The sequence below is a fragment of the Ensifer sp. Root423 genome (assembly GCF_001426275.1).
Lineage (GTDB): Bacteria > Pseudomonadota > Alphaproteobacteria > Rhizobiales > Rhizobiaceae > Ensifer > Ensifer adhaerens.
The window spans coordinates 1-23,303 of the sequence record NZ_LMEG01000023.1 but is presented as its reverse complement, the minus strand read 5'-3'; the positions used below and the strand labels follow the sequence as shown (position 1 = coordinate 23,303).

General features: G+C 63.7%; 21 protein-coding genes and 1 pseudogene. 14 read left to right on the top strand and 8 right to left on the bottom strand.

Going from position 1 to position 23,303, the window contains the following annotated elements:
• The first annotated feature begins 125 nt into the window (after positions 1 to 125).
• The 4 genes from ASD01_RS19590 to ASD01_RS19575 all read left to right on the top strand — a co-directional run bounded on the left by ASD01_RS19590 (position 126) and on the right by ASD01_RS19575 (position 6,383).
• Entirely contained in the window at positions 126 to 1,772 is a 1,647-nt protein-coding gene (locus tag ASD01_RS19590) for an arylsulfatase (RefSeq protein ID WP_082566557.1), read from the top strand.
• 1,645 nt (positions 1,773 to 3,417) lie between these two features.
• Positions 3,418 to 4,398 carry a spermine/spermidine synthase domain-containing protein gene (locus ASD01_RS37440; RefSeq protein WP_200954159.1) on the top strand — a complete coding sequence of 327 codons (981 nt, stop codon included), beginning with the start codon at positions 3,418 to 3,420 and terminating at the stop codon, positions 4,396 to 4,398.
• Positions 4,399 to 4,602: 204 nt separating this feature from the next.
• Positions 4,603 to 5,133, top strand: a complete 531-nt coding sequence (locus ASD01_RS19580) for an L-2-amino-thiazoline-4-carboxylic acid hydrolase (RefSeq protein WP_034799136.1) — start codon at positions 4,603 to 4,605, stop codon at positions 5,131 to 5,133.
• Positions 5,130 to 6,383, top strand: coding sequence for a Zn-dependent hydrolase (locus tag ASD01_RS19575; protein ID WP_244495271.1), 1,254 nt, complete (start codon positions 5,130 to 5,132; stop codon positions 6,381 to 6,383). Before ASD01_RS19580 ends, ASD01_RS19575 begins: the two co-directional genes overlap by 4 nt.
• Before the next feature lie 69 nt (positions 6,384 to 6,452).
• Here ASD01_RS19575 and ASD01_RS19570 read toward each other — a convergent pair whose 3' ends face one another.
• Both ASD01_RS19570 and ASD01_RS19565 read right to left on the bottom strand, forming a co-directional pair.
• Entirely contained in the window at positions 6,453 to 7,130 is a 678-nt protein-coding gene (locus ASD01_RS19570; RefSeq protein ID WP_034799134.1) for an isochorismatase family protein, read from the bottom strand.
• 165 nt (positions 7,131 to 7,295) lie between these two features.
• Entirely contained in the window at positions 7,296 to 8,165 is an 870-nt protein-coding gene (locus ASD01_RS19565; protein ID WP_060521803.1) for a pirin family protein, read from the bottom strand.
• A gap of 121 nt (positions 8,166 to 8,286) precedes the next feature.
• Between ASD01_RS19565 and ASD01_RS19560 the strand changes: the two genes are divergently transcribed.
• On the top strand, positions 8,287 to 9,207 hold the full coding sequence (locus ASD01_RS19560; protein WP_060530235.1) for a LysR substrate-binding domain-containing protein: 921 nt from the start codon (positions 8,287 to 8,289) through the stop codon (positions 9,205 to 9,207).
• Between the two features lie 17 nt (positions 9,208 to 9,224).
• On the opposite strand, the gene ASD01_RS19555 is transcribed toward ASD01_RS19560, so the two are convergent.
• Positions 9,225 to 10,454 carry an ROK family transcriptional regulator gene (locus tag ASD01_RS19555; protein WP_060521805.1) on the bottom strand — a complete coding sequence of 410 codons (1,230 nt, stop codon included), beginning with the start codon at positions 10,452 to 10,454 and terminating at the stop codon, positions 9,225 to 9,227.
• Between the two features lie 232 nt (positions 10,455 to 10,686).
• Here ASD01_RS19555 and ASD01_RS19550 point away from each other — a divergent pair, with 232 nt between their 5' ends.
• The 6 genes from ASD01_RS19550 to ASD01_RS19525 all read left to right on the top strand — a co-directional run bounded on the left by ASD01_RS19550 (position 10,687) and on the right by ASD01_RS19525 (position 16,867).
• A complete protein-coding gene (locus ASD01_RS19550; protein ID WP_060521806.1) occupies positions 10,687 to 11,925 on the top strand; it encodes an extracellular solute-binding protein in 1,239 nt (412 codons plus the stop codon).
• A 173-nt stretch (positions 11,926 to 12,098) separates the two neighbouring features.
• Positions 12,099 to 12,980 carry a carbohydrate ABC transporter permease gene (locus tag ASD01_RS19545; protein ID WP_060601602.1) on the top strand — a complete coding sequence of 294 codons (882 nt, stop codon included), beginning with the start codon at positions 12,099 to 12,101 and terminating at the stop codon, positions 12,978 to 12,980.
• A complete protein-coding gene (locus ASD01_RS19540; protein WP_034799119.1) occupies positions 12,980 to 13,825 on the top strand; it encodes a carbohydrate ABC transporter permease in 846 nt (281 codons plus the stop codon). Before ASD01_RS19545 ends, ASD01_RS19540 begins: the two co-directional genes overlap by 1 nt.
• 5 nt (positions 13,826 to 13,830) lie before the next feature.
• Positions 13,831 to 14,847, top strand: a complete 1,017-nt coding sequence (locus tag ASD01_RS19535) for an SIS domain-containing protein (RefSeq protein ID WP_090426584.1) — start codon at positions 13,831 to 13,833, stop codon at positions 14,845 to 14,847.
• 2 nt (positions 14,848 to 14,849) lie between these two features.
• Positions 14,850 to 15,785: a carbohydrate kinase family protein gene (locus ASD01_RS19530; RefSeq protein ID WP_034799113.1), complete on the top strand. Its 936-nt coding sequence runs from the start codon at positions 14,850 to 14,852 to the stop codon at positions 15,783 to 15,785.
• Positions 15,782 to 16,867, top strand: coding sequence for an ABC transporter ATP-binding protein (locus ASD01_RS19525; RefSeq protein ID WP_034799110.1), 1,086 nt, complete (start codon positions 15,782 to 15,784; stop codon positions 16,865 to 16,867). The genes ASD01_RS19530 and ASD01_RS19525 overlap by 4 nt, the downstream gene beginning before the upstream one ends.
• Positions 16,868 to 16,933: 66 nt before the next feature.
• Here ASD01_RS19525 and ASD01_RS19520 read toward each other — a convergent pair whose 3' ends face one another.
• From ASD01_RS19520 to ASD01_RS19505, 4 genes are all read right to left on the bottom strand, one after another.
• Positions 16,934 to 17,704: an amino acid ABC transporter ATP-binding protein gene (locus ASD01_RS19520; RefSeq protein WP_034799101.1), complete on the bottom strand. Its 771-nt coding sequence runs from the start codon at positions 17,702 to 17,704 to the stop codon at positions 16,934 to 16,936.
• 13 nt (positions 17,705 to 17,717) lie between these two features.
• Positions 17,718 to 18,380 (bottom strand): amino acid ABC transporter permease, encoded by a 663-nt coding sequence (locus tag ASD01_RS19515; protein ID WP_034799100.1) that lies wholly within the window; start codon positions 18,378 to 18,380, stop codon positions 17,718 to 17,720.
• A 5-nt stretch (positions 18,381 to 18,385) separates the two neighbouring features.
• Positions 18,386 to 19,048: an amino acid ABC transporter permease gene (locus ASD01_RS19510; RefSeq protein WP_060644289.1), complete on the bottom strand. Its 663-nt coding sequence runs from the start codon at positions 19,046 to 19,048 to the stop codon at positions 18,386 to 18,388.
• Positions 19,049 to 19,114: 66 nt separating this feature from the next.
• The gene (locus ASD01_RS19505) at positions 19,115 to 19,954 is read right to left on the bottom strand and encodes a transporter substrate-binding domain-containing protein (protein WP_060521812.1); all 840 of its coding nucleotides are present in this window, start codon (positions 19,952 to 19,954) and stop codon (positions 19,115 to 19,117) included.
• 162 nt (positions 19,955 to 20,116) lie between these two features.
• On the opposite strand from ASD01_RS19505, the gene ASD01_RS19500 reads away from it, so the two are divergent.
• On the top strand, positions 20,117 to 21,175 hold the full coding sequence (locus ASD01_RS19500; protein ID WP_060644288.1) for a D-TA family PLP-dependent enzyme: 1,059 nt from the start codon (positions 20,117 to 20,119) through the stop codon (positions 21,173 to 21,175).
• Positions 21,176 to 21,232: 57 nt separating this feature from the next.
• On the opposite strand, the gene ASD01_RS19495 is transcribed toward ASD01_RS19500, so the two are convergent.
• Positions 21,233 to 21,748: a dihydrofolate reductase family protein gene (locus tag ASD01_RS19495; RefSeq protein WP_082584657.1), complete on the bottom strand. Its 516-nt coding sequence runs from the start codon at positions 21,746 to 21,748 to the stop codon at positions 21,233 to 21,235.
• 195 nt (positions 21,749 to 21,943) lie between these two features.
• On the opposite strand from ASD01_RS19495, the gene ASD01_RS19490 reads away from it, so the two are divergent.
• Together ASD01_RS19490 and ASD01_RS36885 are read left to right on the top strand one after the other, a co-directional pair.
• Positions 21,944 to 22,945 (top strand): sulfate ABC transporter substrate-binding protein, encoded by a 1,002-nt coding sequence (locus ASD01_RS19490; protein ID WP_370689622.1) that lies wholly within the window; start codon positions 21,944 to 21,946, stop codon positions 22,943 to 22,945.
• A 122-nt stretch (positions 22,946 to 23,067) separates the two neighbouring features.
• Positions 23,068 to 23,303, top strand: a pseudogene (locus tag ASD01_RS36885) (molybdate ABC transporter permease subunit); the annotation flags it as partial.

Sequence of the window (23,303 nt, the reverse complement as noted above, 5' to 3'; positions counted from 1 at the left end):
GTCGCCGGTCTTCGTAACTGTTACGTACTTACCCGCGGACGCCCGCCGGTAGAAGTTGCATCGGTAAATCCGAAACTTTGGCTGCATTCCGAGAGTGTTTGCTTGCTGCCTCAGGGAGACATGAGATGAGTATCGATCTGAAGAACAGGCTTGGCCGGCTCGCCGCGTGTACCATCGGGCATGCCGCGAAACCGAAAGCGCTGGCGCTCGCCGGCGCCGTGCTAATGTCGTCGATTTCCGCCTCCGTGCTGCCGGCCTTCGCGCAGGATGCCGCCAGGCCCAACATCCTCGTCATCTTTGGCGACGATATCGGCCAGACCAATATCAGCGCCTACTCCTTCGGCGTTGTCGGATACAAGACCCCGAACATCGACCGGCTCGCAAGAGAAGGCGTGATGTTCACGGATTACTATGCGGAGAATAGCTGTACAGCCGGTCGCTCGACCTTCATCACCGGGCAGTCAGTGCTGCGCACAGGCATGTCCAAGGTCGGCGTGCCCGGCGCTCCGGTCGGACTCCAGGACCGCGACGTGACCATTGCGCAGGCGCTGAAGCCTCTCGGCTACGCCACCGGCCAGTTCGGCAAGAACCACCTTGGCGACCAGGACCGCTTCCTGCCGACGGCACACGGCTTCGATGAGTTTTTCGGCAATCTCTATCACCTCAATGCCGAAGAAGAACCGGAGCGCCCATACTGGCCGAAGGATCCCAATGATCCCTTCGTCAAGGCGGCCACACCTCGCGGCGTGCTGCACTCTTTTGCCGATGGCAAGATTGAGGATACAGGCGCACTGAACTCCAAGCGCATGGAAACGATCGACGACGAGACGACGTCGGCAGCCATCGGCTTCATGGAAAAGCAGGTCAAGGAAGGTAAACCGTTCTTCACCTGGATGAACACCACGCGCATGCACCTCTTCACCCACGTGCGCGATCAGTACAAGGGCCAGAGTGGGATGCCGGGCAACGACTATGCCGACGGCATGGTCGAGCATGACAATGACGTGGGCAAGCTCCTGAAGGCGATCGACGACCTGAAGATCGCCGACAACACCATCGTCATCTACGCGACCGACAATGGTCCCAACCAGTTCTCCTGGCCGGACGCGGCAACCACACCGTTCCGCAGCGAAAAGGACTCGAACTGGGAAGGCGCCTTCCGTGTTCCCGCCATCATTCGCTGGCCGGGCAAGATCAAGCCGGGTGTTTCCAACGAAATGGTCTCCGGCCTCGACTGGTTCCCGACGCTGCTTGCCGCAGCCGGCGACAACGACATCAAGGATCGGCTGTTGAAGGGTACCAAGCTCGGAGACAAGGACTTCAAGGTGCACCTCGACGGCTACAACCAACTTCCCTACCTGCTTGGCGAGCAGCCGAAGGGCGCACGCAACGAGTTCTACTATTTCAACGACGATGCCAAGCTCGTCGGCATGCGCTTTGACAACTGGAAGGCGGTCTTCTGCGAGATGCGCAAGCCCGGTGGCTTCGACGTCTGGCAGGACCCCTTTGTCTGCTTGCGCGTGCCGAAGATGTTCAACCTGCGCATGGACCCCTATGAGAGGGCCGATATCGTCTCCGATCAGTACAACGACTGGAGAACGAAGAATGTCTATCTTGTCGGGATTGCTACCATGAAGGCCGCAACCTTCCTGGAGACCTTCATCGAGTATCCGCCAAGCCAGAAGCCCGCCAGCTTCTCGGTCGACCAGGTGGAAGAAGGCGTGCATGCCAAGATCAATGCTATCCTGGCGAAGACCCCGGCTGCCCAGTAATGCGCGAAGGCGGCGCTGAAGCGCCGCCTTTTCTATCTTGCCTTTCCTAACAATGGCATGACGCGATGACGACGAAGAACAGCCCGCCCATGCGACCGATCGCTCTTGGCGAGACGACTGGAGGCCCGATGACCGGGCAACGGATTCAGGCCTTCCGGCCGGCAATCGCCGCCTTCATGCTCTTCCTCTCCGGCACCGCCGCCCTGGTCTTTCAGGTTCTCTGGATCAAGCAGCTTTCGCTGGTCACCGGCGTCGATGTCTATGCGGTCAGCACCGGGGTCAGCGCCTTCTTCCTCGGCCTTGCGCTCGGCAGTTTTGTCCTTGGCCGTGCCGGCGACCGTTCCCGCCAGCCGCTCCGCCTCTATGCCCTGCTTGAAACCGGGGTCGCCATGCTCGGCGCCGGCGTCACCTTCATCCTTTCCAGAATCGCGCCGGTCTTCGTCGCGATTGAGGGCACCAGCCCGATGGCCGCCTGGGCCCTGCTGGTCCTGATCGTGGCAACGCCAGCCTTCCTGATGGGCGGCACCCTGCCGGTCCTGCTGCGGGCGCTAAACGCCGCAGCAGGCAGCGTCGCCGCAAAGGGCGGCAGGCTCTATGCCGCCAATACGCTCGGCGCGATCGCCGGGTGCCTGGCGGTCTCTTTCGTCCTTATTCCCACCCTCGGCGTTCAGGCGACAGGGCTTGCGGCAGCAGGGCTCGGCCTTGTCGCCGCAGCGATCGCGCTTTCCCTGAATGTGCCTATCGCCCGGGAACCTGTTCAAGGGACACTCCCTGGGGAAACGCGTAGCGCTAACGGTTCGCGGCTGGCGCTTGTCCTCTATGCCATCGCCGGCGGTATCGCCCTTGGCTATGAAGTGGCCTGGTCGCAGGCGATCGTGCAGTTCATCTCCACCCGCTCCTTCGCCTTTTCCGTGGTGCTTGCCACCTATCTTTCTGGCCTTGCCCTCGGCGCCGCCCTTTTTGCGCGCCGGAGCGAGCGCCTGTCCGACCCCTGGGGCGCCTTCGGCTTGTTGATCACGCTCGCCGGCCTGGTCGCGCTGGCCGAGCTTGCGCTGCTTGGCCCCTGGCTGACGGCGCTGCAGACCAGCGCTGAGGCCGCCGTCGCCGACGTCACCGGTAGCATCTTTGCCGGCATGTGCGCGCGCTTCCTGGTTGCCGCGCTGACGATCGTCTTTATCCCGACGCTGATCCTCGGCGCCGCCTTCCCGGTCGCCCTCAGGCTCGCCGTCGACCCTGAACACGCCGGCCGCGACACCGGCCGGGTTCTTGCCTTGAACACGCTCGGCGGCATTTTCGGCACGCTTCTGACCGGCTTTGTGCTGATCCCGTCTCTCGGTATCGTCAGAAGTTTTTCCGTCCTCGCCATTGCCGCAGCAGCAATCGGGCTCGTCGCCGTCAGTCGCGGACAGGGCGGCTGGATGGGCCGGCGGCTACTCGCACCGGCTCTCGGCACCCTCACCGTGTTGATCGCCGTCATCGTGCCGTCGGATCGGCTGGCGAGCCTGCTCAACCTTTCGCGCGGCAATGGCACGATCGTTTATATGAAGAGGGTCTCGGCGCCACCGTCGCCGTCATCGAACAGGGGCAGCCCGACCGCCGTTTCCGCCGCCTTTACATCCAGGGCGTTTCCAACACCGGCGATGCCATGCCGTCGCTGCGCTACATGCGGCTGCAGGCGCTGCTGCCGCTCGTCATCCACAAGGGCGAACCGAAATCGGCTCTGGTCATCGGTCTCGGTACCGGCATCACCGCCGGGTCGCTTCTCGCCTATCCCGGCCTCGACCGGCGCGTTGCCGCCGAACTCCTGCCCTCGGTCGCCCGCGCCTCGGCGCTCTTTGCCGGCAACTTCAATGCGGCTGGCGATAGCCGTCTCGACGTGCGCGTAGCCGACGGCCGGCGCGAACTGATGCGGAGCCAATCCCGCTACGATCTGATCACGCTCGAACCGCCGCCGCCCTCGGCCGCCAGCGTGGTCAACCTCTACTCGTCCGACTTCTATCGCCTGGCGCGTGAGCGCCTCGCGCCGAACGGGCTTGTCGCCCAATGGCTGCCGATCGCCACTCAGAACGACGAGGACACCCGCGCGCTCGTGCGCAGCTTCCTCGACAGTTTCCCGCATGCGACACTCTGGTCGACCGAACTGCACGAGATGCTGCTCATTGGCTCCGTCGAGCCGCAGGAGCTTGACGCTTCCCGCATTGCCGCCCGGCTCGCCGACCCGACGCTTGCAGCAGCGCTTCGCGACGTCGGCATTTCCGGACCGGCCGACCTGCTCGCGACCTGGATGTCCGATCGCACCGGGTTGGAGCGCTATGCCGGTTCGGCCCTGCCGGTCACCGACGACCAACCGCGGATCGAATATGCAAGCTGGGTTCGCCCCGACGAGTTGCAGCGCACGCTGCCGGCCCTGGTTGCCCTCCGCAGCAAGGCTCCGCTTCTCGGCGCGGACCCGGCGTTCGACAAATCCGTGACGGATGCCCACAACCGGCTGATGCTGTTCTACCAGGCCTCGCTGAATGCCTATGCCGGCTACCGCGACGAGTGGGCGCGCGACATGGAATTGCTGATGCGCGTAGAGCCGACCAATCCCTATTACCGCTGGTTCGTTTCAAGCAGCGAGCGCTGACGGCACAGCGCCGATTCCGGGCGCTACACCACGCGGCTATGCATATTCCCCAAAAAGCGGGAATGATTCCTGCGCGGTCGGAGATTGGCGCAAAATATTTGCACAGCATTCGATCGTTCCGGTACGGATTTGCAACACGGAAGCATCGACAGCGTAGTAAACTGCCCCTGTTCTTCTGCCCTTAGGCAGACAGGGAGGCATTGCATGGAAAAGACGGACAATCAAAACGCCGACTCGCGCGTCGCGATGGATGGCGAGATCGGAATTCTCGCGCGCCGCCGCATCGAGGCCGGCATCATCGCGCCAATCTATGAGGCGATGCGCGAGGAGATCGGCGAGGAGCGCGCCCAGGCGATCCTCGACAAGGCGATCACCAAGGCCGCGATCGAGGCGGGCCGGACCTTTGCCGCCAAGACACCCGGCGGCACCAACCTGCGCACCTTCCAGGAACTTCAGGATCTCTGGACCCAGGACGACGCGCTGGTCATCGAGGTCACCAAGGCGACGGACGAGGAATTCCACTACAACGTCAAGCGCTGTCGCTACGCCGAGACCTATCGCGAGATGGGCCTCGGCCATATCGGACACCTGCTGTCCTGCAACCGCGACGGCGTCTTCTGCACCGGCTACGACCCGCGCATCACGCTGGAGCGCACCCAGACTGTAATGCAGGGCGCCTCCCATTGCGATTTCCGCTATCGGCTCAACAAGGACGCGCCGGAGCAGCAGAAATGAGCGCCGAAGCCATGCGCAGCGAAACCAGCCGCATCAACACGCCGGCGACAAGCGGCGACCGGCTGTGGGCCGACATCGTCTCGACCGCGCGCTTCGGTGCTGCGGACAAGGGCGGGGTCACGCGGCTGACATTGACCGAGGAGGATCGTGAAGTCCGCGACTGGTATGTCGCGGAATGCCGCGCGCTCGGCTGCACGGTCGAGATTGACCCCATCGGCAACATCTTTGCGACCTATGCCGGCGAGGACATGTCGCTGCCGGCGATCGCCGTCGGCAGCCATCTCGATACCCAGCCGCAGGGCGGCCGCTTCGACGGCATCCTCGGCGTGCTCGCCGGTGTCGAAATCCTGCGCACCCTCAAGGAAGGCGCCACCCGGCTTCGCCATCCGCTCGTGGTCGTCAACTGGACGAACGAGGAAGGCTCCCGCTTCTCGCCGGCAATGCTGGGCTCCGGCGTCTTTGCCGGCGCGCTGGCGCTCGATGACGCCCAGGCGCGCACCGACCGCGAAGGTATCACGGTCGGTGCGGCGCTCGATGCGATCGGCTATCGCGGCGAGGCCAAGATCGATCCAGCTTCCTTTGCCGCCTATGTCGAGCTCCATATCGAGCAGGGGCCGCTGCTCGAAGCGTCGGCGACCGAGGTCGGTGTCGTCACGGGCATCCAAGGGCTGCGCTGGTTCGATGTCACTATCACGGGCACGGAGGCGCATGCGGGCAGCACGCCGATGGCGCAGCGCGACGATGCACTTGTTGCGGCGGCCGAGATCGTCCTTGCCGTCCGCGACATCGCCCGTCAAAACCCGCCGGGTGTGGGCACCGTCGGCTTCGTCGAGGTGGGGCCGAATTCGCGCAATGTCGTGCCCGGTTCCGTTCGGCTCCAGATCGACATGCGCCATCCTTCCGAGACGGGGCTCAATCAGATGCAAGCGGCCCTTGAAGAGGCTGTCCGCAAGACTGGGCCAGGTGTCGCCTTGAACCACATCTGGTCGAAGGCGCCTGTCGTTTTCGATCCCGTAATCATCGACGCCGTGCGCGCCAGCACGGAAGCGCTCGGCTATTCGGCGACCGACATGGTCTCCGGCGCCGGGCATGATGCCGCCCATATCGCGACAATCACCCCGACTGCCATGATCTTTGTGCCATCCAAGGACGGGCTCTCGCACAACGAGGCGGAATATACCGCGCCCGAGGAATGCGCCCGCGGCGCAGAAGTGCTGTTCCAGACCATTCTGGAAATCGACCGCCGCTAATCATCAAGACAAAACACCCACGGCAGGATATCTGCCGTGGGTGTTTCATTCTCTTGCCCGACGCGGGCCTTAGCCGCGCTGCGAGTCGAGCTGTTCCTGATCCTTCTCGACCTGCTGGGCCTTGAGGTAGCTTTCGATCAGCAGCTGATATTCCGGGAAAATCTTGGTGTAGATCTCGGCCCACTGCTGGGCGTCGTCGCGGTGCCATGTGCGCTGCAGTTCGGAGGCGACCGCTGCCGTATCCATCGGCACCACGCCGGCCTGAACGACACGGGCAAGGGTGATCTCCTCAGCCATCTTCGAATAGGTGCCCGAAGCGTCGACGACCACGAAGACCTTGTAGCCGTCATGCACGGCGCTGATCGCCGGGAAGGCCATGCAGACGCTGGTGATCGTGCCGGCGATGATCAGGGTCTTGCGGCCGGTTTCCTTGACGGCGGCGACGAAGTCCGGATTGTCCCAGGCGTTGATCTCGCCGCGGCGGGCGACATACTTGGCATGCGGGGCATTGGCATGGATTTCCGGGATCAACGGGCCGTTCGGGCCCTGCGGCACGGAGGCCGTGGTGATGACCGGCATTTTCGTCAGCGTCGCCATGCTGGCAAGCGCTGCCGCATGGGCCCGAAGCTTCGGCATCGGCATGTCGTTGACGGTCTGGAACAGGCCGCTCTGGTGGTCGATCAAAAGCATCACCGCATCATCGGGATCGATAACCGGGCGCTGTCCGTTGAAGTTTGCAGGTGTCATGGTCTTGCTCCTTGCTGGCTTGATTGCATGGCTGCATTCGGGAAGCAGGCATGCGTTCGGGTTCCCCGAAGCGCATGCGCTTCGGCGTTGGGATTGAGGGGCGGTACCGCCCGGTCTCCTGTTCAGTCGTGGTTCATTCCGTGTTCGCGATGCGGTCTCGCGCGGCTAAACGCTCGCGATCTTGCCGAATCGACCGGACTGGAAGTCCGTCATCGCCTGCCTGATTTCCTGTTCGGTGTTCATGACGAAGGGGCCGTACATGGCGACCGGTTCGTCGATCGGCTCGCCGGTCAAGATGAGCGCCGTCGCATCCGAATTGGCGTCCAGCGTAATGCCGCCACCGTCGCGGCCGAAGAGAACGAATTGCGCCTCTCCGACAAGATCGCTACCGTTGACGAGCACATTACCGCGCAGGACCGCCAGTCCGAGCGAATGGCCCTCGGGCAGATCGAGGCTGAGCGAGCCTCGCTGCTTCAGGCGCAGGTCCCAGAGGTTGACGGGCGTGAAGGTGCGCGCCGGCCCTTGCGTTCCGGCGTAGCTTCCGGCGATCACCCTGAGCGATCCCGCACCATCCGGCAGGCTGACCGTCGGAATGTCGCGGTCGAGCAGCGTCTGGTAGCCGGGATCGACACTCTTGTGGGCGGCCGGCAGGTTGACCCAGAGCTGCACCATTTCGAGCGTGCCGCCTTCGCGTGTGAAGCGCTCCGAATGGAACTCCTCATGCAGGATACCACCCGCAGCCGTCATCCATTGCACGTCACCCGGACCGATATGGCCGCCATTGCCGGCGGAGTCGCGATGGTCGACCTCGCCCTGGTAGACGATCGTCACCGTCTCGAAGCCGCGGTGCGGATGCACACCGACGCCGCGCGGCGTGACACCAGGGGCAAAATTCATCGGCCCAGCATAGTCGAGCAGAAGGAACGGGCTCACATGATCGCCGGCGCGGTCACGCGCCAGCAGCGAACGGACCGGGAAGCCATCGCCAACCCAATGCGGATGCGCATTCCCGAAGATGCCGAGTATCTTTCTCATGGCTGTTTCTCCTTGGTCTCGCCATGTCAGCGAGAGCGTTGGAGGGAAGATATGCCTGCACCAAATCTGGCGCTAGACAGCCCTATCGGTCTACAGTGTCCTGAAAACAGGACAAACGCCCATGCAGGATTTGAACGATCTCAAGCTGTTCGTCGACGTCGTCGAACAGAACGGCTTTGCTGCCGCGGCCCGGAAACTGAACATGCCGCGCTCGCGCCTGAGCCGTCGCATCGGCCTTCTCGAAGAGCGCCTCGGGGTGCGGCTGGTGCAGCGCTCGACGCGCCACTTCGTCATCACCGAGATCGGACGGGAATATTACCGCCACTGCGTCGCCATGCTGGTGGAGGCCGAGGCGGCGCAGGAAATGATCGACCGCACCCGTTCCGAACCGCAGGGCGTGGTTCATGTCAGCTGCCCGTCGTCGGTCGTCTATTTCCAGGTGGGCGAGATGATCGCGCGCTTCATGGCCGAATGCCCGAAGGTCGAGGTGGTGCTCGAAAGCACCAATCGCCGCGTCGACGTTCTGCGTGAAGGCATCGATGTCGCCATCCGCGTGCGCTTCCCGCCGCTCGAGGAAAGCGATCTCGTCGTCAAGCGGTTCGCCGAGAGCAAACAAAGGCTGGTCGCCAGCCCCAGGCTGCTTGCCGGTTTGAGCAACCCGCCGGCACCGGCGGATCTCGGCGGCCTGCCGAGCCTTGCCTGGAACCCCGACCGCCAAAGCCACGACTGGCGGCTCGACGGTCCCAACGGCGCGACCGCGATCGTCCGACATCGGCCACGCCTCGTAACCGAAGACATGGTGGCCCTGCGGCTGGCCGCGCTCAACGGCGTCGGCATCTGCCAGCTGCCGACCATGGTCGTGCGGCAGGACCTGAAAGACGGCACGCTTGTCGACGTGCTGCCCGATTGGGCGCCGAAGGCCGGCATCATTCATGCTGCCTTCCCGTCGCGGCGCGGCCTGCTTCCCTCCGTCCGCGCCCTGCTCGATTTTCTCGGCACCGAGTTTGCGGAACTCGCCCGTCTGGACGAACCCCGGACCTGATCGTCTAAAGCCGGCGGTCAGATGGCGGCGCCAGCCCGGGTCTTGAGGATCGCGGAAAAGCGCGGATCGAAGGTCCGGCTGATCGGCTCGGCGGCAGCGCCGATCGCCACCGCCCAAGGATCGGTGAAGCCGACCTGCAGCCGAGGAAGTGTACGGTCTCGCCGGTCGGCTATCGACGGAAGCAGCGGCATCATCGCGTCGGTCAACAGGCGCGCAAGGCCCGGCGGAAGGCCACCGCAGAGGATCACCGTCTGCGGGTCGAAGATCGTTTCCAGCGCCTGAACAGCCGCGCGCATTTCAAAGGCAGCGGCATCGATCCACCGCAGCAGCCTTTGGTCCGGGCTCTCTGCCACAGCATCGATGCGTGCATAGAGGTCCGGATCGGCGGGGTCGAGGTCCAGAAGCTTGCACAGCGAAGCGATCGAGGCGCGGTGTTCGAGCGGCATGCGCTCGTCGGAACTGGCCCCGCGCGGCAAGCTGAGGATCATGCCGATCTCGCCGGCATTGCCGTTCGCGCCGCGATAGAGTTCGCCGTTGAGGATCAGGCCTGCGCCGAGGCCATAGCCGAAGTAAATGCAGATCGCATGATCGACGCCATGCGCCGCCCCGACCATACGCTCGGCGGTGGCGGCTGCAGCGGCGTCGTTCTGCAGGCCGACATCGAGCCCGGTGCCCGCCGCAAGCGTTTCGAGCAACGGAAAGTTCTGCCAGGCGGCCATCATCCAGGGGTCGTCGGCATCGGCCTCCACGCCGAAGGGACCCGGCATGGCAGCGCCAAGCCCGACCAGGCGATCCTCCGAATGCGGCGCAAGCGCCGTCAGGTCACGGCGGGTCTTTTCGATCAGCTCCAGGATGGTCCTGACCCCGGTCGCCGGCCCGCCGGCCGGCAGGTTGGCCTCGCCGCGGGCGAGCACCCGGCCGACGAGATCGACCGCGATCGTACGCGTCACGTGCCGGTCGATCTGCAGCCCGATTGCGAACGCGCCTTCCGGCACCAGCCGGTAGGGCGTCGAAGGCTGCCCGCGGCCATTACGCACTGCTTGCAGTGACTCGACCAGCCCGTCGCGCTCCAGATCTTCGATGATGTTGGAAACGGTCTGCTTCGTCAGCGCCGTCGCGCGGGCAAGTTCCGCGCGGGACAATTGGCCGTTCAGTCGCAACGCGTCGATCATGACGCGGCGGTTATGCGCGCTCGTCCCCTCCTGATTGGTGCCGCTCTTCGCCCGGATCAGGCGCATATCGTTCATCCAAAAACCCCTCTTGACACTGTTAGAATATTGAACAAAAAATAAGTCAAGACAATTGACTTAATAGAAGCCGAAAAGAGCTTCGGGGGAACGACAGCGGCGGCAGGACCGACCGCGAGCGCTCCAATTGTTATGTCGACAGCCGCTTTGTGAAGAGCGGACTTCTCGCATGCGGCGTGCCGCATAAGGCATGCCGGGAAATCTGAAACGCTTATGTCATTGGGAGGTAGGAATGTTGAAATCCATAAGAACGACGCTGCTTTGCGCGACCCTTGCCGGCGTCTCATTCGCTGGCCACGCGCATGCTGAAACGACGCTCAACGCACTGTTCATGGCGCAGGCCGCCTATAGCGAGGCGGATGTACGCGCCATGACCGAGGCCTTCACCAAGGCCAACCCGGATGTGAAGGTCAATCTCGAATTCGTTCCCTATGAAGGCCTGCACGACAAGACCGTGCTGGCACAGGGCTCCGGCGGCGGCTACGACGTCGTGCTCTTCGACGTGATCTGGCCGGCCGAATATGCCGCCAACAAGGTGCTCGTCGACGTCACCGACCGCATCACCGACGAGATGAAGTCCGGCGTGCTGCCCGGCGCCTGGACGACGGTCGAATATGACGGCAAGCGCTACGGCATGCCCTGGATCCTCGACACCAAGTACCTGTTCTACAACAAGGAAATCCTGGAGAAGGCCGGCATCAAGGCACCGCCGAAGACCTGGGACGAGCTTGCCGAACAGGCCAAGGTCATCAAGGACAAGGGTCTGCTCGCAACCCCGATCGCCTGGAGCTGGTCGCAGGCCGAAGCCGCGATCTGCGACTACACCACGCTTGTCAGCGCCTATGGCGGCAAGTTCATCGATGGCGGCAAGCCGGCCTTCACCTCTGGCGGCGGTCTCGACGCGCTCAACTACATGGTGACGAGCTACACCTCGGGCCTGACCAACCCGAACTCCAAGGAATTCCTGGAGGAGGACGTGCGCAAGGTGTTCCAGAACGGCGAAGCCGCCTTCGCTCTCAACTGGACCTACATGTACAACCTCGCCAACGATCCGAAGGAAAGCAAGGTCGCGGGCAAGGTCGGCGTCGTGCCGGCACCGGGCGTGGCCGGCAAGAGCGAAGTCTCGGCCGTCAACGGCTCGATGGGCCTCGGCGTCACCTCGACCAGCAAGAACCCGGACGATGCCTGGAAGTACATCGTCTACATGACCTCGCAGCAGACGCAGAACGCCTACGCCAAGCTCAGCCTGCCGATCTGGGCCTCCTCCTATGAGGACGCCAGCGTCACCAAGGGCCAGGAAGAGCTGATCGGTGCTGCCAAGCTTGGCCTCGCTGCCATGTATCCGCGCCCGACGACCCCCAAGTACCAGGAACTTTCGACCGCCCTTCAACAGGCGATCCAGGAAGCGCTTCTCGGCCAGGCCTCGGCCGAAGACGCCCTGAAGACGGCGGCCGAAAACAGCGGCCTTTGAGCCGCCCTCCCAAGCCCCGGGCGGGAAACCGCCCGGGGACCGCGGGAATTGGCGGCGCCGCCGCAACGCTTTAACACTTTGATTTGGCGCATCATTCGCTTGGGTCGATTACGGTCCGGGGCAATAAACGATAGCATGACGGGGCTCCCTAGGCCCGAGAAGGTTTCCATCCTATGTCCGGCACCTGGATAACAACGCGCGCATGGCTGCTCATGCTGCCACTGCTGGCGGTGATGATCGCCGTCATCGGCTGGCCGTTGATCGACACGATCAGGCTTTCCTTCACCGACGCCAAGCTCGTCGGCACCGAAGGCACGTTCGTCGGCGTCGACAATTATGCCAAGATGCTTGGCGGCTCGAATTTCCAGCGTGCGTTCATCACGACGACCTGGTTCGCGGTCGTCTCCGTTACCGCGGAAATGGTGCTGGGCGTGCTCGCAGCCCTACTGCTCAACCAGCAATTCCGCGGCCGCACGGCGCTCAGAGCCCTGATGATCCTGCCCTGGGCGCTGCCGACCGTGGTCAATGCCACGCTGTGGCGGCTGATCTACAACCCGGAATACGGCGCGCTCAACGCCGCCCTGTTGCAGTTCGGAGTGATCGACAGCTACCGCTCCTGGCTCGGCGAACCCGGCTCGGCGCTGGCGGCATTGATCGTCGCCGATTGCTGGAAGAACTTTCCGCTGGTCGCGCTGATCGCGCTTGCCGCCCTCCAGGCCGTGCCGCGAGATATCACCGCCGCCTCGCTCGTCGATGGCGCGGGCCCCTTCAACCGTTTCCGCTACGTGATCATGCCCTATCTCGCAGGCCCGCTGCTGGTTGCGCTGGTGCTGCGCACCATCGAGGCGTTCAAGGTCTTCGACCTCATCTGGGTGATGACGCGCGGTGGTCCGGCCAACAGCACCCGCACCCTGTCGATCCTGGTCTATCAGGAAGCCTTCTCCTTCCAGCGGGCGGGATCCGGCGCGTCGCTGGCGCTGATCGTCACCCTGCTCGTAACCGTGCTCGCCGTTGCCTACGCGGCCATGGTGCGCAAAGCCGCGGGAGCCTCGTGATGGAACGCCAAAGCCCACTCTTTACCGTTTTCGTCTATGCGGCAGCGCTGCTCTTGGCGGCAATCATTCTCGCCCCCATCCTCTGGCTCTTCGTCATGAGCATCTCGTCGGCCGCCGACCTCTCGGCGAAGCCGCTCAACTGGTGGCCGGAGGAAATCGACCTCTCGCGCTACCGGCTGCTTCTGTCGACGATCGAGAACAGCGCGGGTGCGGCCTTTACCGCTTCGCTGTTCAACAGCCTGAAGGTCGCCGGCATGGCGACGCTGGCAGCGATCGCGGTCGCCATTCCGGCCGCCTGGGCGGTGTCGCGCACGTCAAATGTCTCCTGGTCGCTCTATGCGGTGATCGCCACCTACATGCTGCCGCCGGTGGCGCTCGCAGTGCCGCTCTACATGGGGCTTGCCTATCTCGGGCTTCTGAATTCTGTGTTCGGCCTGGCCCTTGTCTACCTCACCATTCTGGCGCCCTTCACCACCTGGCTGCTGAAATCCGGCTTTGATTCCATCCCCAAGGAGATCGAGAGTGCCGCGATGATCGACGGCGCCCGCCTCGACCAGATCCTGAGGCTCATCACCCTGCCGCTCGCAGCACCCGTCATGGCGACATCGGCACTCTTTGCCTTCCTGCTTGCCTGGGATGAATTCTTCTACGCGCTGCTCTTCACGTCGGACCTGCGCGCCAAGACGCTTACGGTTGCCATTTCCGATCTCGCCGGCGGCCGTGTCTCCGATTACGGGCTGATCGCCACAGCCGGGGTGCTGGCCGCCCTGCCCCCGGTACTGATCGGCCTCGTCATGCAACGTGCCCTGATCTCCGGGCTTACCAGCGGCGGTGTGAAGGGATGACGGCCATGACCACTTCGGAACGCCCCGCAGGGCTCGCCGCAATCGATCGTGAAATGGCGTGGCAGGCCGCCGATGCGGTCGCCTCCGTCCGCGGCGCAGCGCCGCGCGCCGCAGAGATCGCCCGCTCGCTGAAAGCGACCGGCAAACTCTTGCTGCTCGGCATGGGCGGCTCGCATGCGGTCGGCCGCGCTGTCGAACCGCTCTACCGCGCTCATGGCATCGACGCCGTCGCCCTGCCGCTTTCAGAGCAGCTCGGCCAGCCGCTGTCGATCGAGGACAAGACGATCCTCATCACTTCGCAGTCCGGCGAAAGCGCCGAAGTGCTGCGCTGGTTCGCCGAGACCGATGGCGGAACGCCGCACACGTTCGGGTTGACGCTGGAAGGTGGCTCCTTCCTCGCAAGCAACGCGCCTTCGCTGGTCGGCGTCGGCGGCACCGAAAAGGCCTTTGCTGCTACCCGCAGCCTGACAATCAGCTTCGCCCTGCACCTCTCCGTCCTCGCAGCCCTCGGCGATGACACCGGCGAAGCGCTTTCCGCGTTGGAAAACCCGCAATCGCCGGATACGTCCGCAGCGCTTGCGGCCCTGAGCAACGTCCGCTCCGTCGTCACCTCAGGCCGTCGCCTGCAGGGCCTCGCAGAGGCGATCGGTCTCGGCTTGACCGAACTCTCGCGCCTGCCCTGTTTCTCGCTCGAAGGCGGTCAGCTCCGGCATGGGCCTATGGAAATGCTCGGCCCTTCGGTTGGCGTCGTTCTCTTCCGTGGAGCGGATGCAACCGCCGGGCTCGTTCGCGCTATGGCGATCTCGGCCGCCGAAGCCGGTTCGCCGGTCATCGTCTTCGACGCTTCCGGCGAGGCGGCGAGCGATGGTGTCACCACCATTCCCTTTGCGCCGGCCACTGGCCTCGCGGCAATCTTCGCCATGCTGCCGGTCGCGCAGTCCTTCATGATCGCCTTTGCGGCGGCCCGCGTCGAGAATGCCGGCACTCCGGTGCGCTCGACCAAGATTACCCGGAGCGAATAACGATGCGTCCTCTTGCCGTGGTCGGCAACGCCAATGTCGACCTCATCCTCGGGCCGGCGGCCCCCTGGCCGAAAGCCGGAACCGAAATCATCGTCGACCATGACGAGTTGCGCGTCGGCGGCTGCGCCGGCAACAGCGCGCTCGCCTGGGATTCGCTCGGCGTCGACTACGCAATCGCAGCCAATGTCGGCAACGACCAGTTCGGCACCTGGCTGAGGCAGGCCTTTCCCGAGCGGTCCGTGTCCTGGCCGGTCGAAAGCGTCGGCACCACGCTCTCCGTCGGCATCACCCATCCGGACGGCGAGCGCACCTTCTTCACCACGCGCGGACATCTGCCGCTCCTCACCTTCGAGGAAGTCTGGGCGATGCTCGACGGCAAGAAGCTGCGCGGCGGCTACGCGCTTCTGACCGGCTCGTTCCTGACGGACGCATTGACGGCCGAATACGATCGTTTCTTCGACTGGGCCGATGCGCACGACATTGCGGTGGCACTCGACACTGGCTGGCCGCTCGACGGCTGGACGGAGGCGAACTGCGCCGCGACCATCGGCTGGATGAAGCGCTGCCGGCTCGCGCTGTTCAACGAGGTCGAAACGACGACGCTGACAGGTGTCACCGACCCGGCCGAGGCGGCACGCGAACTCCGAAAACATATGCCCGAAGGCGCGATCGTCGTCGTCAAGCGCGGACCACACGGCGCGATCGCCATTGACGCGGAAGGCCGCCTTTCATCGTCGCCAGCACCCGTCGTCACCGTGGTCGATACGATCGGCGCCGGCGACGTCTTCAATGCAGGCTTCCTCGCGGCACTTGCCGCCGAGATGCCGCTCGAAGCCTGTCTGCGCACCGGCGTCGCCATCGCTTCCGAGGCGATCTCCACCCTGCCGCGCAGCTACGGCCAACCGCTTTCGTCCTACCTTCAGGAGACCGGCGCATGAGCGCACTTGCGATTGAGAACATTCACAAGCGCTATGGCGAAGTCGAGACGCTGAAGGGCATCGACATCGCGCTCGAAAGCGGCGAGTTCCTGGTCCTTCTCGGCTCATCCGGCTGCGGCAAGTCCACGCTTCTCAACATCATCGCCGGACTGGCGGAGCCAAGCGGCGGCGACATCCGCATCGGCGAGCGCTCAATTCTTGGCGCGCATCCGAAGGATCGCGACATCGCCATGGTGTTCCAGTCCTATGCGCTCTACCCGAACATGAGCGTTGCGCGGAACATCGGCTTCGGCCTGGAGATGCGCAAGGTTCCGGTCGCCGAACGCGAGAAGGCGGTAAAAGAAACCGCCAAGCTGTTGCAAATCGAGAACCTGCTCGAGCGCAAGCCAAGCCAGCTCTCCGGCGGCCAGCGCCAACGCGTCGCGATCGGCCGCGCACTGGTGCGCAATCCGCAGGTCTTCCTCTTCGACGAGCCGCTCTCCAACCTCGACGCCAAGCTGCGCATGGAAATGCGCACCGAGCTCAAGCGCCTGCACCAGATGCTGAAGACGACTGTCGTCTACGTCACCCACGACCAGATCGAGGCGATGACGCTTGCGACCCGTATCGCCGTCATGCGCGACGGGAGGATCGAGCAACTGGGCACGCCGGAACAGATCTACGACCGGCCCGCCACGCTCTATGTCGCCGGCTTCGTCGGCTCGCCGCCGATGAACATCTTGGATGCGACTGTTGCTCAGGGTCAGGTGACGATCGCCGGCGGTGATCAGGCAATCGCCCTGCCGTCCCATTTTCGCGGTGTGGTCTCCGATGGTCAGCGCGTCAAGATCGGCATCCGCCCAGAAGCGCTGCGGCTGGCCTCCAGCGACGAGACTGGGCCGCAATTCAAGGCGCGCGTCGAAGTGGTCGAACTGACAGGCCCAGAACTTGTCACCACGGCACGGATCGGTGAGCAGCGCATCACCGCCTGCCTGCCACCGCGCAGCTCGCTTCTGGCCGGTGACGAGCGCGCCTTTAGCATCGAGGCGGATGCGCTGCATCTCTTTGATCCGCAAAGCGGCCGGTCGCTGGCGAAAGGCTGAGCCTTTCGCGACGAACAAGAGCCGACCGTCGCTGCCGCGGCGGCCGGCCCGATCATAGCCCCCACATCAATTGAACGACGAGCTTTTCAGGAACTCCGCCAGGCGCTCGGTCTGCGGCTTCACGAACATTTGCTTCGGGTTGCCCTCTTCGCCGATGCGGCCCTGGTTCATGAAGATCACGCGCGTCGAGACCTCATAGGCAAAGCGCATTTCGTGGGTGACGAGCAGCATGCTCATGCCGTCTTCGGCAAGCCCCTTGATCACCTGCAGCACCTCGTTGACGAGTTCCGGATCGAGCGCCGAGGTCACTTCATCGAACAGCATCAGCTTCGGGTTCATTGCGATCGCCCGGGCGATCGCCACGCGCTGCTGCTGGCCGCCGGAGAGCTGGCCGGGATAGTGATCCATGCGTGAGAGCAGCCCGACACGGTCCAGCCATTTCTCGGCAACCGCCCGCGCCTCATCGCGTCCCATACCGCGGACCTTCATCAGGCCGAGCATGATGTTTCTGGCCGCGGTCATATGCGGGAAGAGGTTGAACTGCTGGAAGGCCATGCCGGTCATCGCCCGCTGGCGGGCGATTTCCTTTTCCTTCTTGCGGCGGCGTTGGCCGCCCACGGTCTCGTAGCCGATCTCCTGGCCGTCGATGCGGATCGAGCCGCCCTGGAACTCCTCCAGCATGTTGATACAGCGCAGCATCGTCGTCTTGCCCGAGCCGCTGGAGCCGATGATGGAGATGACCTCCCCTTGTGCCATGGTGCAGTCGACGCCCTTCAGCACTTCGACGGCGCCGTAGCGTTTGTGGAGGTCACGGATTTCAAGCAGTGTCTGGGTCATCGGAGCCGAAGCCTCAGGATGGGACAGCGGTCTTGCGTTCGACGTAACGGCCGAAACGCTCGATGCTGTAGTTGATGACGAAATAGAGGAAGCCGGCGAAGAAATAGAACTCCAGGCTCATGAAGCTGCGGGAGATCTGCTCCTGGGTGCGAAGCAGAAGCTCGGCGACGCCGATGATCGACAGAAGCGTCGAGGCCTTGACCATCTCGGCCGCCGTATTGACCCAGGCCGGCAGCGCCTGCCGCAACGCCTGCGGCCCGAGCACGTAGACGAAGGTCTGCGAGAATGTCAGGCCGATTGCTTTCGCCGCCTCCGTCTGCCCCTTCGGGATCGCCTGCAGGGCGCCGCGGACGAGCTCGCCGACATGCGAACTGCAGAAGACCGAGAGCGCCAGGATGCCGGCCTGGAAGGGCCCGAGATCGATACCGACGGTGCTAAGCACATAGTAGCTCGCCAGAACGAGCACCAGCACCGGCGTGCCACGGATGAAATCCGTATAGCCGCGCACGACCCATTGCACCGGGCGATAGCCATAGGTGAGCGCCAGGCCGACGAAGACGCCGAGCACCGTTCCGACGACGATCGACAGGAAGGAGATCGAGATCGAGACACCAAGCCCCTTCAGCAAGGGAATGCGGGCGAGCCAGAGCTGGTCGAGAAATGCTGGAAAATCCATGGCGATCACCTCGGCACGGAGAGACGGCTCTCGACCGCGCGCATCAAGGCGGCCAATACCGAGCAGGTGGCGACATAGAGGCAGCTCGCAACGATCCAAGTTTCGATCACCCGAAAGGTCTCGACATTGATCTTGCGCGCCTCGAAGGTCAGTTCGGGTACTGCGATCGCGGCTGCAAGCGAAGTGTCCTTGAACAGCGAGATCATCGTGCTGCTCAAGGATGGCAGGACGTTGCGCAGCATCAAGGGAAGGATGATCGAGGTGCGTATCTGCATTTCCGTGAGCCCGATCGCCAGCCCCGCCTCGCGCTGCCCCGGCGGAACTGAAAGCAGCCCACCGCGGAAGACTTCGGCGAGATAGGCGCCGGAATAGATCGCCAGCGTCAGCACGAAGCTCTCGATCTTGCCGAGCCTGACGCCGAGCTGCGGCAAGGCGAAGTAGCTGAACAGTACCAGCACCAGGATCGGCGTGTTGCGGATGACGGTCACATAGAGACCGGCCGGCTTGCGCAGGAACAGGTTTTTCGACACCAGCCCGAAAGCGGTGACGAGACCGATCAGGCAACCCGCAAGGATTGCCGCGAAGGCGAGGCCGAGACTGAGCGCCAGCCCTTCGAGCAGAAGATCGAAAGAGCGCCAGACGGCGGCAAAATTCAGAGTATAGCCCATGTTTCAGCCACCCATGCCGAAGGACGCAGGACGACCCCGCAGGCGGCGGGATCGCCCCGGAGAGGCTTACTTGTACTCGACCGGGAATCCGATCTGCGGCGGAGCAAGGTCCTTGCCGAACCAGGTCTTGAACGACTTCGCATAGAAATCGAACTCGACGCCGGTCATCGCCTCGTGCAGTGCGGTGTTGACGAAGTTCAGCCAGTCCTGGTCGCCGCGCTTGACGCCGCAGGCATAGGTCTGCGGGTTCCAGCCGTAGCCGGCATCCTTATAGCGGTTGGGGTTCTGCGTCATGTACCAGGCGAGCGACGACTGGTCGGTGGCGACCGTGTCGGCACGACCGGATTCCAGCGCCTGATAGATAAGGTCGACGGACTCGTACTGGTCGACCGTCGCTTCCGGCAAGGCGGCATGCACCATGGCCTCGGCATAGACGTTTTGCAGGACGGATACGGTGACGGACGAGCCGCCGGCCTTGAGCGCAGCGTAGTCAGCATATTTGCCGTCGGCCTTCAGCATCAGGCCCACGCCCTCGCGATAGTAGGGAATGGTGAAGGCGATCTGCTGCGCGCGCTCACCGGTCACCGTCATGAACTGGCAGGTGATGTCCACCTTGTTCGTGGTGATGTTCGGAATGCGGGCGTCGGACGACTGGTTGACGAACTCGATCTTCTCCGGATCGCCGAAGAGGGCCTTGGCGATGATGCGCCCCATGTCGACATCGAAGCCCTGCAGCTTGTCGTCGGCGCTCTTGAAATGCCACGGCGCATTGGTGCTGCCGGTGCCCATGACCAGATGGCCGCGGGCGATAACTTCGTCCAGCTTGCTCGCCGGCTCCTGGGCCAAGGCCGAGCCGGCCATAGCCATGACTGCGACGGCAGCCGCTGCAAAAACGGTCTTGCTCATTTCATTCCTCCCTTTTTTAGCCTCCCCACCATTATTCTATTACTATGCATCATAATCTTGAATAATGGATTGACGTATCAAAGGCCCGCGGTCATATCTTGTCAAGGGCAGTTGAGGTAGTTTCGCCCCGATCCTGCGCCGCCCAAGAGGAGTTGAGTCGCGATGCCCCTGCCGATCGAAACCCCGGCCGTTCTCGTCGATCTTGAAATTGCCAAGCGCAACATCGAGCGCTTTCAGGCCTATGCGGATGAGCACGGCATTCGCGTGCGCCCCCACATCAAGACGCACAAGCTGCCGCAGATGGCCGAGCTTCAACTTCAAGCCGGCGCCATCGGCATCACCTGCCAGAAGGTCACCGAGGCGGAGGCAATGGTTGCGGGCAGCGACCGGATCAAGGACGTGCTGATCACCTACAACATTCTCGGCGACGCCAAGATGGCGCGGCTGGAGCGGCTCAATGACCGCGTTTCGCTCTCGGTCGTCGCCGACAGCGAAACGGTCATCGACGGGCTCGCCGGCTATTTCGCCGACAAGGACAGGCCGCTGCACGTGCTTGTCGAATGCAACACCGGCGCCGATCGCTGCGGTGTCGGCTCCCCGGCAGAGGCCGCCAAGCTCGCCCGCCGGATCGAAGAGGCAAAGGGGCTCGTGTTCGGCGGCCTGATGACCTATCCGCCCGTCAACGGCCAGGCGAAGGTCCAGGCCTTCATGAGCGAGGCGAAGCAGTTGATCGAGGCCGACGGCATCACTGTCCCCGCCATCACCTCAGGCGGCACGCCGAGCATGATGCATGCCGACGGCGCGCCTGTTGCCAGCGAATACCGCCCCGGAACCTATATCTACAACGACCGCTCGCTGGTTTCGCGCGGCGTCGCCGGCTGGGACGAGTGCGCGCTGACGGTGCTTGCGACCGTCGTCTCGGTCCCCTCCGAGAACCGCGCCATCATCGATGCCGGCAGCAAGGTGCTGACCTCGGATCTACTCGGCCTCACCGGCTACGGCCACGTGCTCGGCCGCGACGACATCCGCATCGACCAGCTCTCTGAGGAACACGGCCGCCTCGTCACCGACGGGCCAATCGGGCTCAAGGTCGGCGAGCAGCTGAGGATCGTGCCGAACCACGCCTGCGTCGTGACCAACATGTTCGACGCCGTCCATATCGTCGAAGGCGACAGGCTGAAGGATATCTGGCCGGTAGTGGCGCGCGGCCACGTGCTTTAGCCGGTCGCCATAGTTGAGCGGCGCGTTTGCCGCGCCGCCACTCTTGACGCTCCGCGCTCAGCGGACCCGGTCATAAACGAGCGCGATCTTGCCCCGCTCACCCGTCTCCTGGTGCGCAACGCGCCACGTCGTGCCCGGCAGGCCGTCCTCGAAGAGCCGCGCGCCACCTCCTGCAATCTCCAGGCAGATCAGCAGATAGGGCCTGTCGATCATGTCGGCCGAAAGGAGCGACTTGATGAGGCTGGCGCTGCTGTTGACGAGAATGTCACCTTCGCCGGACGCCTTGAGGTCTGAAACGACGTCCATCACCGATCCATTCGCGATCCGCGTGCGCTCCCAGGGAGCTTCGGTCAGCATCCTCGAAAACACCACCTTTTCCGCCACGACCAGCCCGTCCGCATAGCCGCGGTCGCGAGAGCAGGCCGCTTCGTCCCCGGCAACCGCCGACCAGTAACCGAGGAAGTCTTCGGCGTTCAGCCGGCCGAGCACGGCCGTCGTCGCCTCCTCGCAGATGCGCGCCAAATATTTCCGCCGCCGCGCATTTTTTCTGGACAGCCGCTTCGCGCTCTCCATGTATTCTGTCGTTGGTTTGGCGCGGTCGCGGAGGCGGTTGCAGGCAAACCGTTCCCGAAAAGCCCGACAAAACGATAGGACATTTCCCCATAGCTGCTTCTGGCGTCATCGGTTTACGTTGTAGCAGTCGACAAAATTGATAGTTTTATCTGGTAACCAATGGAGGTCGAAATGGTCTTTGGACGAATTACCGGAATGGTGGGACTGGCAATCGTGCTCGGAGGCCTGCAGCTGGGAGCTGCAAGTGTTGCGTTTGCCGACACGACGATCCTGAACGTGTCTTATGATCCGACACGAGAACTCTACAAGGACTTCAATGCTGCCTTTGCCGAGAAGTGGAAGGCGGACACCGGTGAGACCGTGACGATCCAGACGTCGCACGGCGGTTCGGGCAAGCAGGCCCGCTCGGTCATCGACGGCCTGCAGGCCGACGTCGTGACGCTGGCGCTCGAAGCGGACATCGACGCGATCGCCAAGGAAACCGGCAAGATCCCGGCAGACTGGAAGACGAAGTTCGAAAACAACAGCGCGCCCTACACGTCGACGATCGTGTTCCTGGTGCGCAAGGGCAACCCCAAGGGCATCAAGGACTGGGGCGATCTGGTCAAGCCCGATATCCAGGTGATCACGCCAAACCCGAAGACCTCGGGCGGCGCGCGCTGGAACTTCCTCGCTGCCTGGGCCTATGGCCGCTCCGCCAATGGCGGTGACGACGCCAAGGCGCAGGAATATGTGACCGAGCTCTTCAAGCACGTGCCGGTGCTCGATACCGGCGCGCGTGGCGCTACGACGACCTTCGTGCAGCGCGGCCTCGGCGACGTGCTGCTCGCCTGGGAAAACGAAGCCTACCTGTCGCTCGAGGAACTCGGCCCCGACAAGTTCGAGATCGTCACGCCGTCGATCTCGATCAAGGCGGAGCCGCCCGTAGCGCTCGTCGACGGCAACGTCGACACCAAGGGTACACGCAAGGTGGCGGAAGCCTATCTCGGCTACCTCTACAGCGATGCCGGCCAGAAGATCGCGGCCAAGCACTACTACCGGCCGTTCAAGCCGGCAGCGGCAGACCCGGCCGATATCAAGCGGTTCGGCGAACTGAAGCTCGTCACCATCGAAGACTTCGGCGGCTGGAAAGAAGCCCAGCCGAAATTCTTCGGCGACGGCGGTGTCTTCGACACGCTCTACAAGCCGGGCCAATAAAACCTGAACAGCGCGCGCAGCCGGCGAGCCCGGCTGCGCGCGCTGCTTCGCGTCGCGCCGGGCCGAGCCCTCGAGCGAAGCGCGTTTCATCGTGCCGCGTAAAGACTGCAAAGGTAGTGCCATTGACGGATGCGACGAAGACTGCACCCTGGCGATTTCGCCAGCCGAGTGTTTTGCCTGGATTTGGATTGTCGCTCGGGATCACGCTGAGCTGGCTGGTTCTGATCGTGTTGATCCCGCTGTCGGGTCTGGTGTTTCGCGCCAGCGGGCTCGGCTGGGCGCAGTTCGTGGCGCTGGCGCTTGATCCGCGCACGCTCAATGCCTTGAAGATCTCCTTCGGCACGGCCTTTATCGCCGC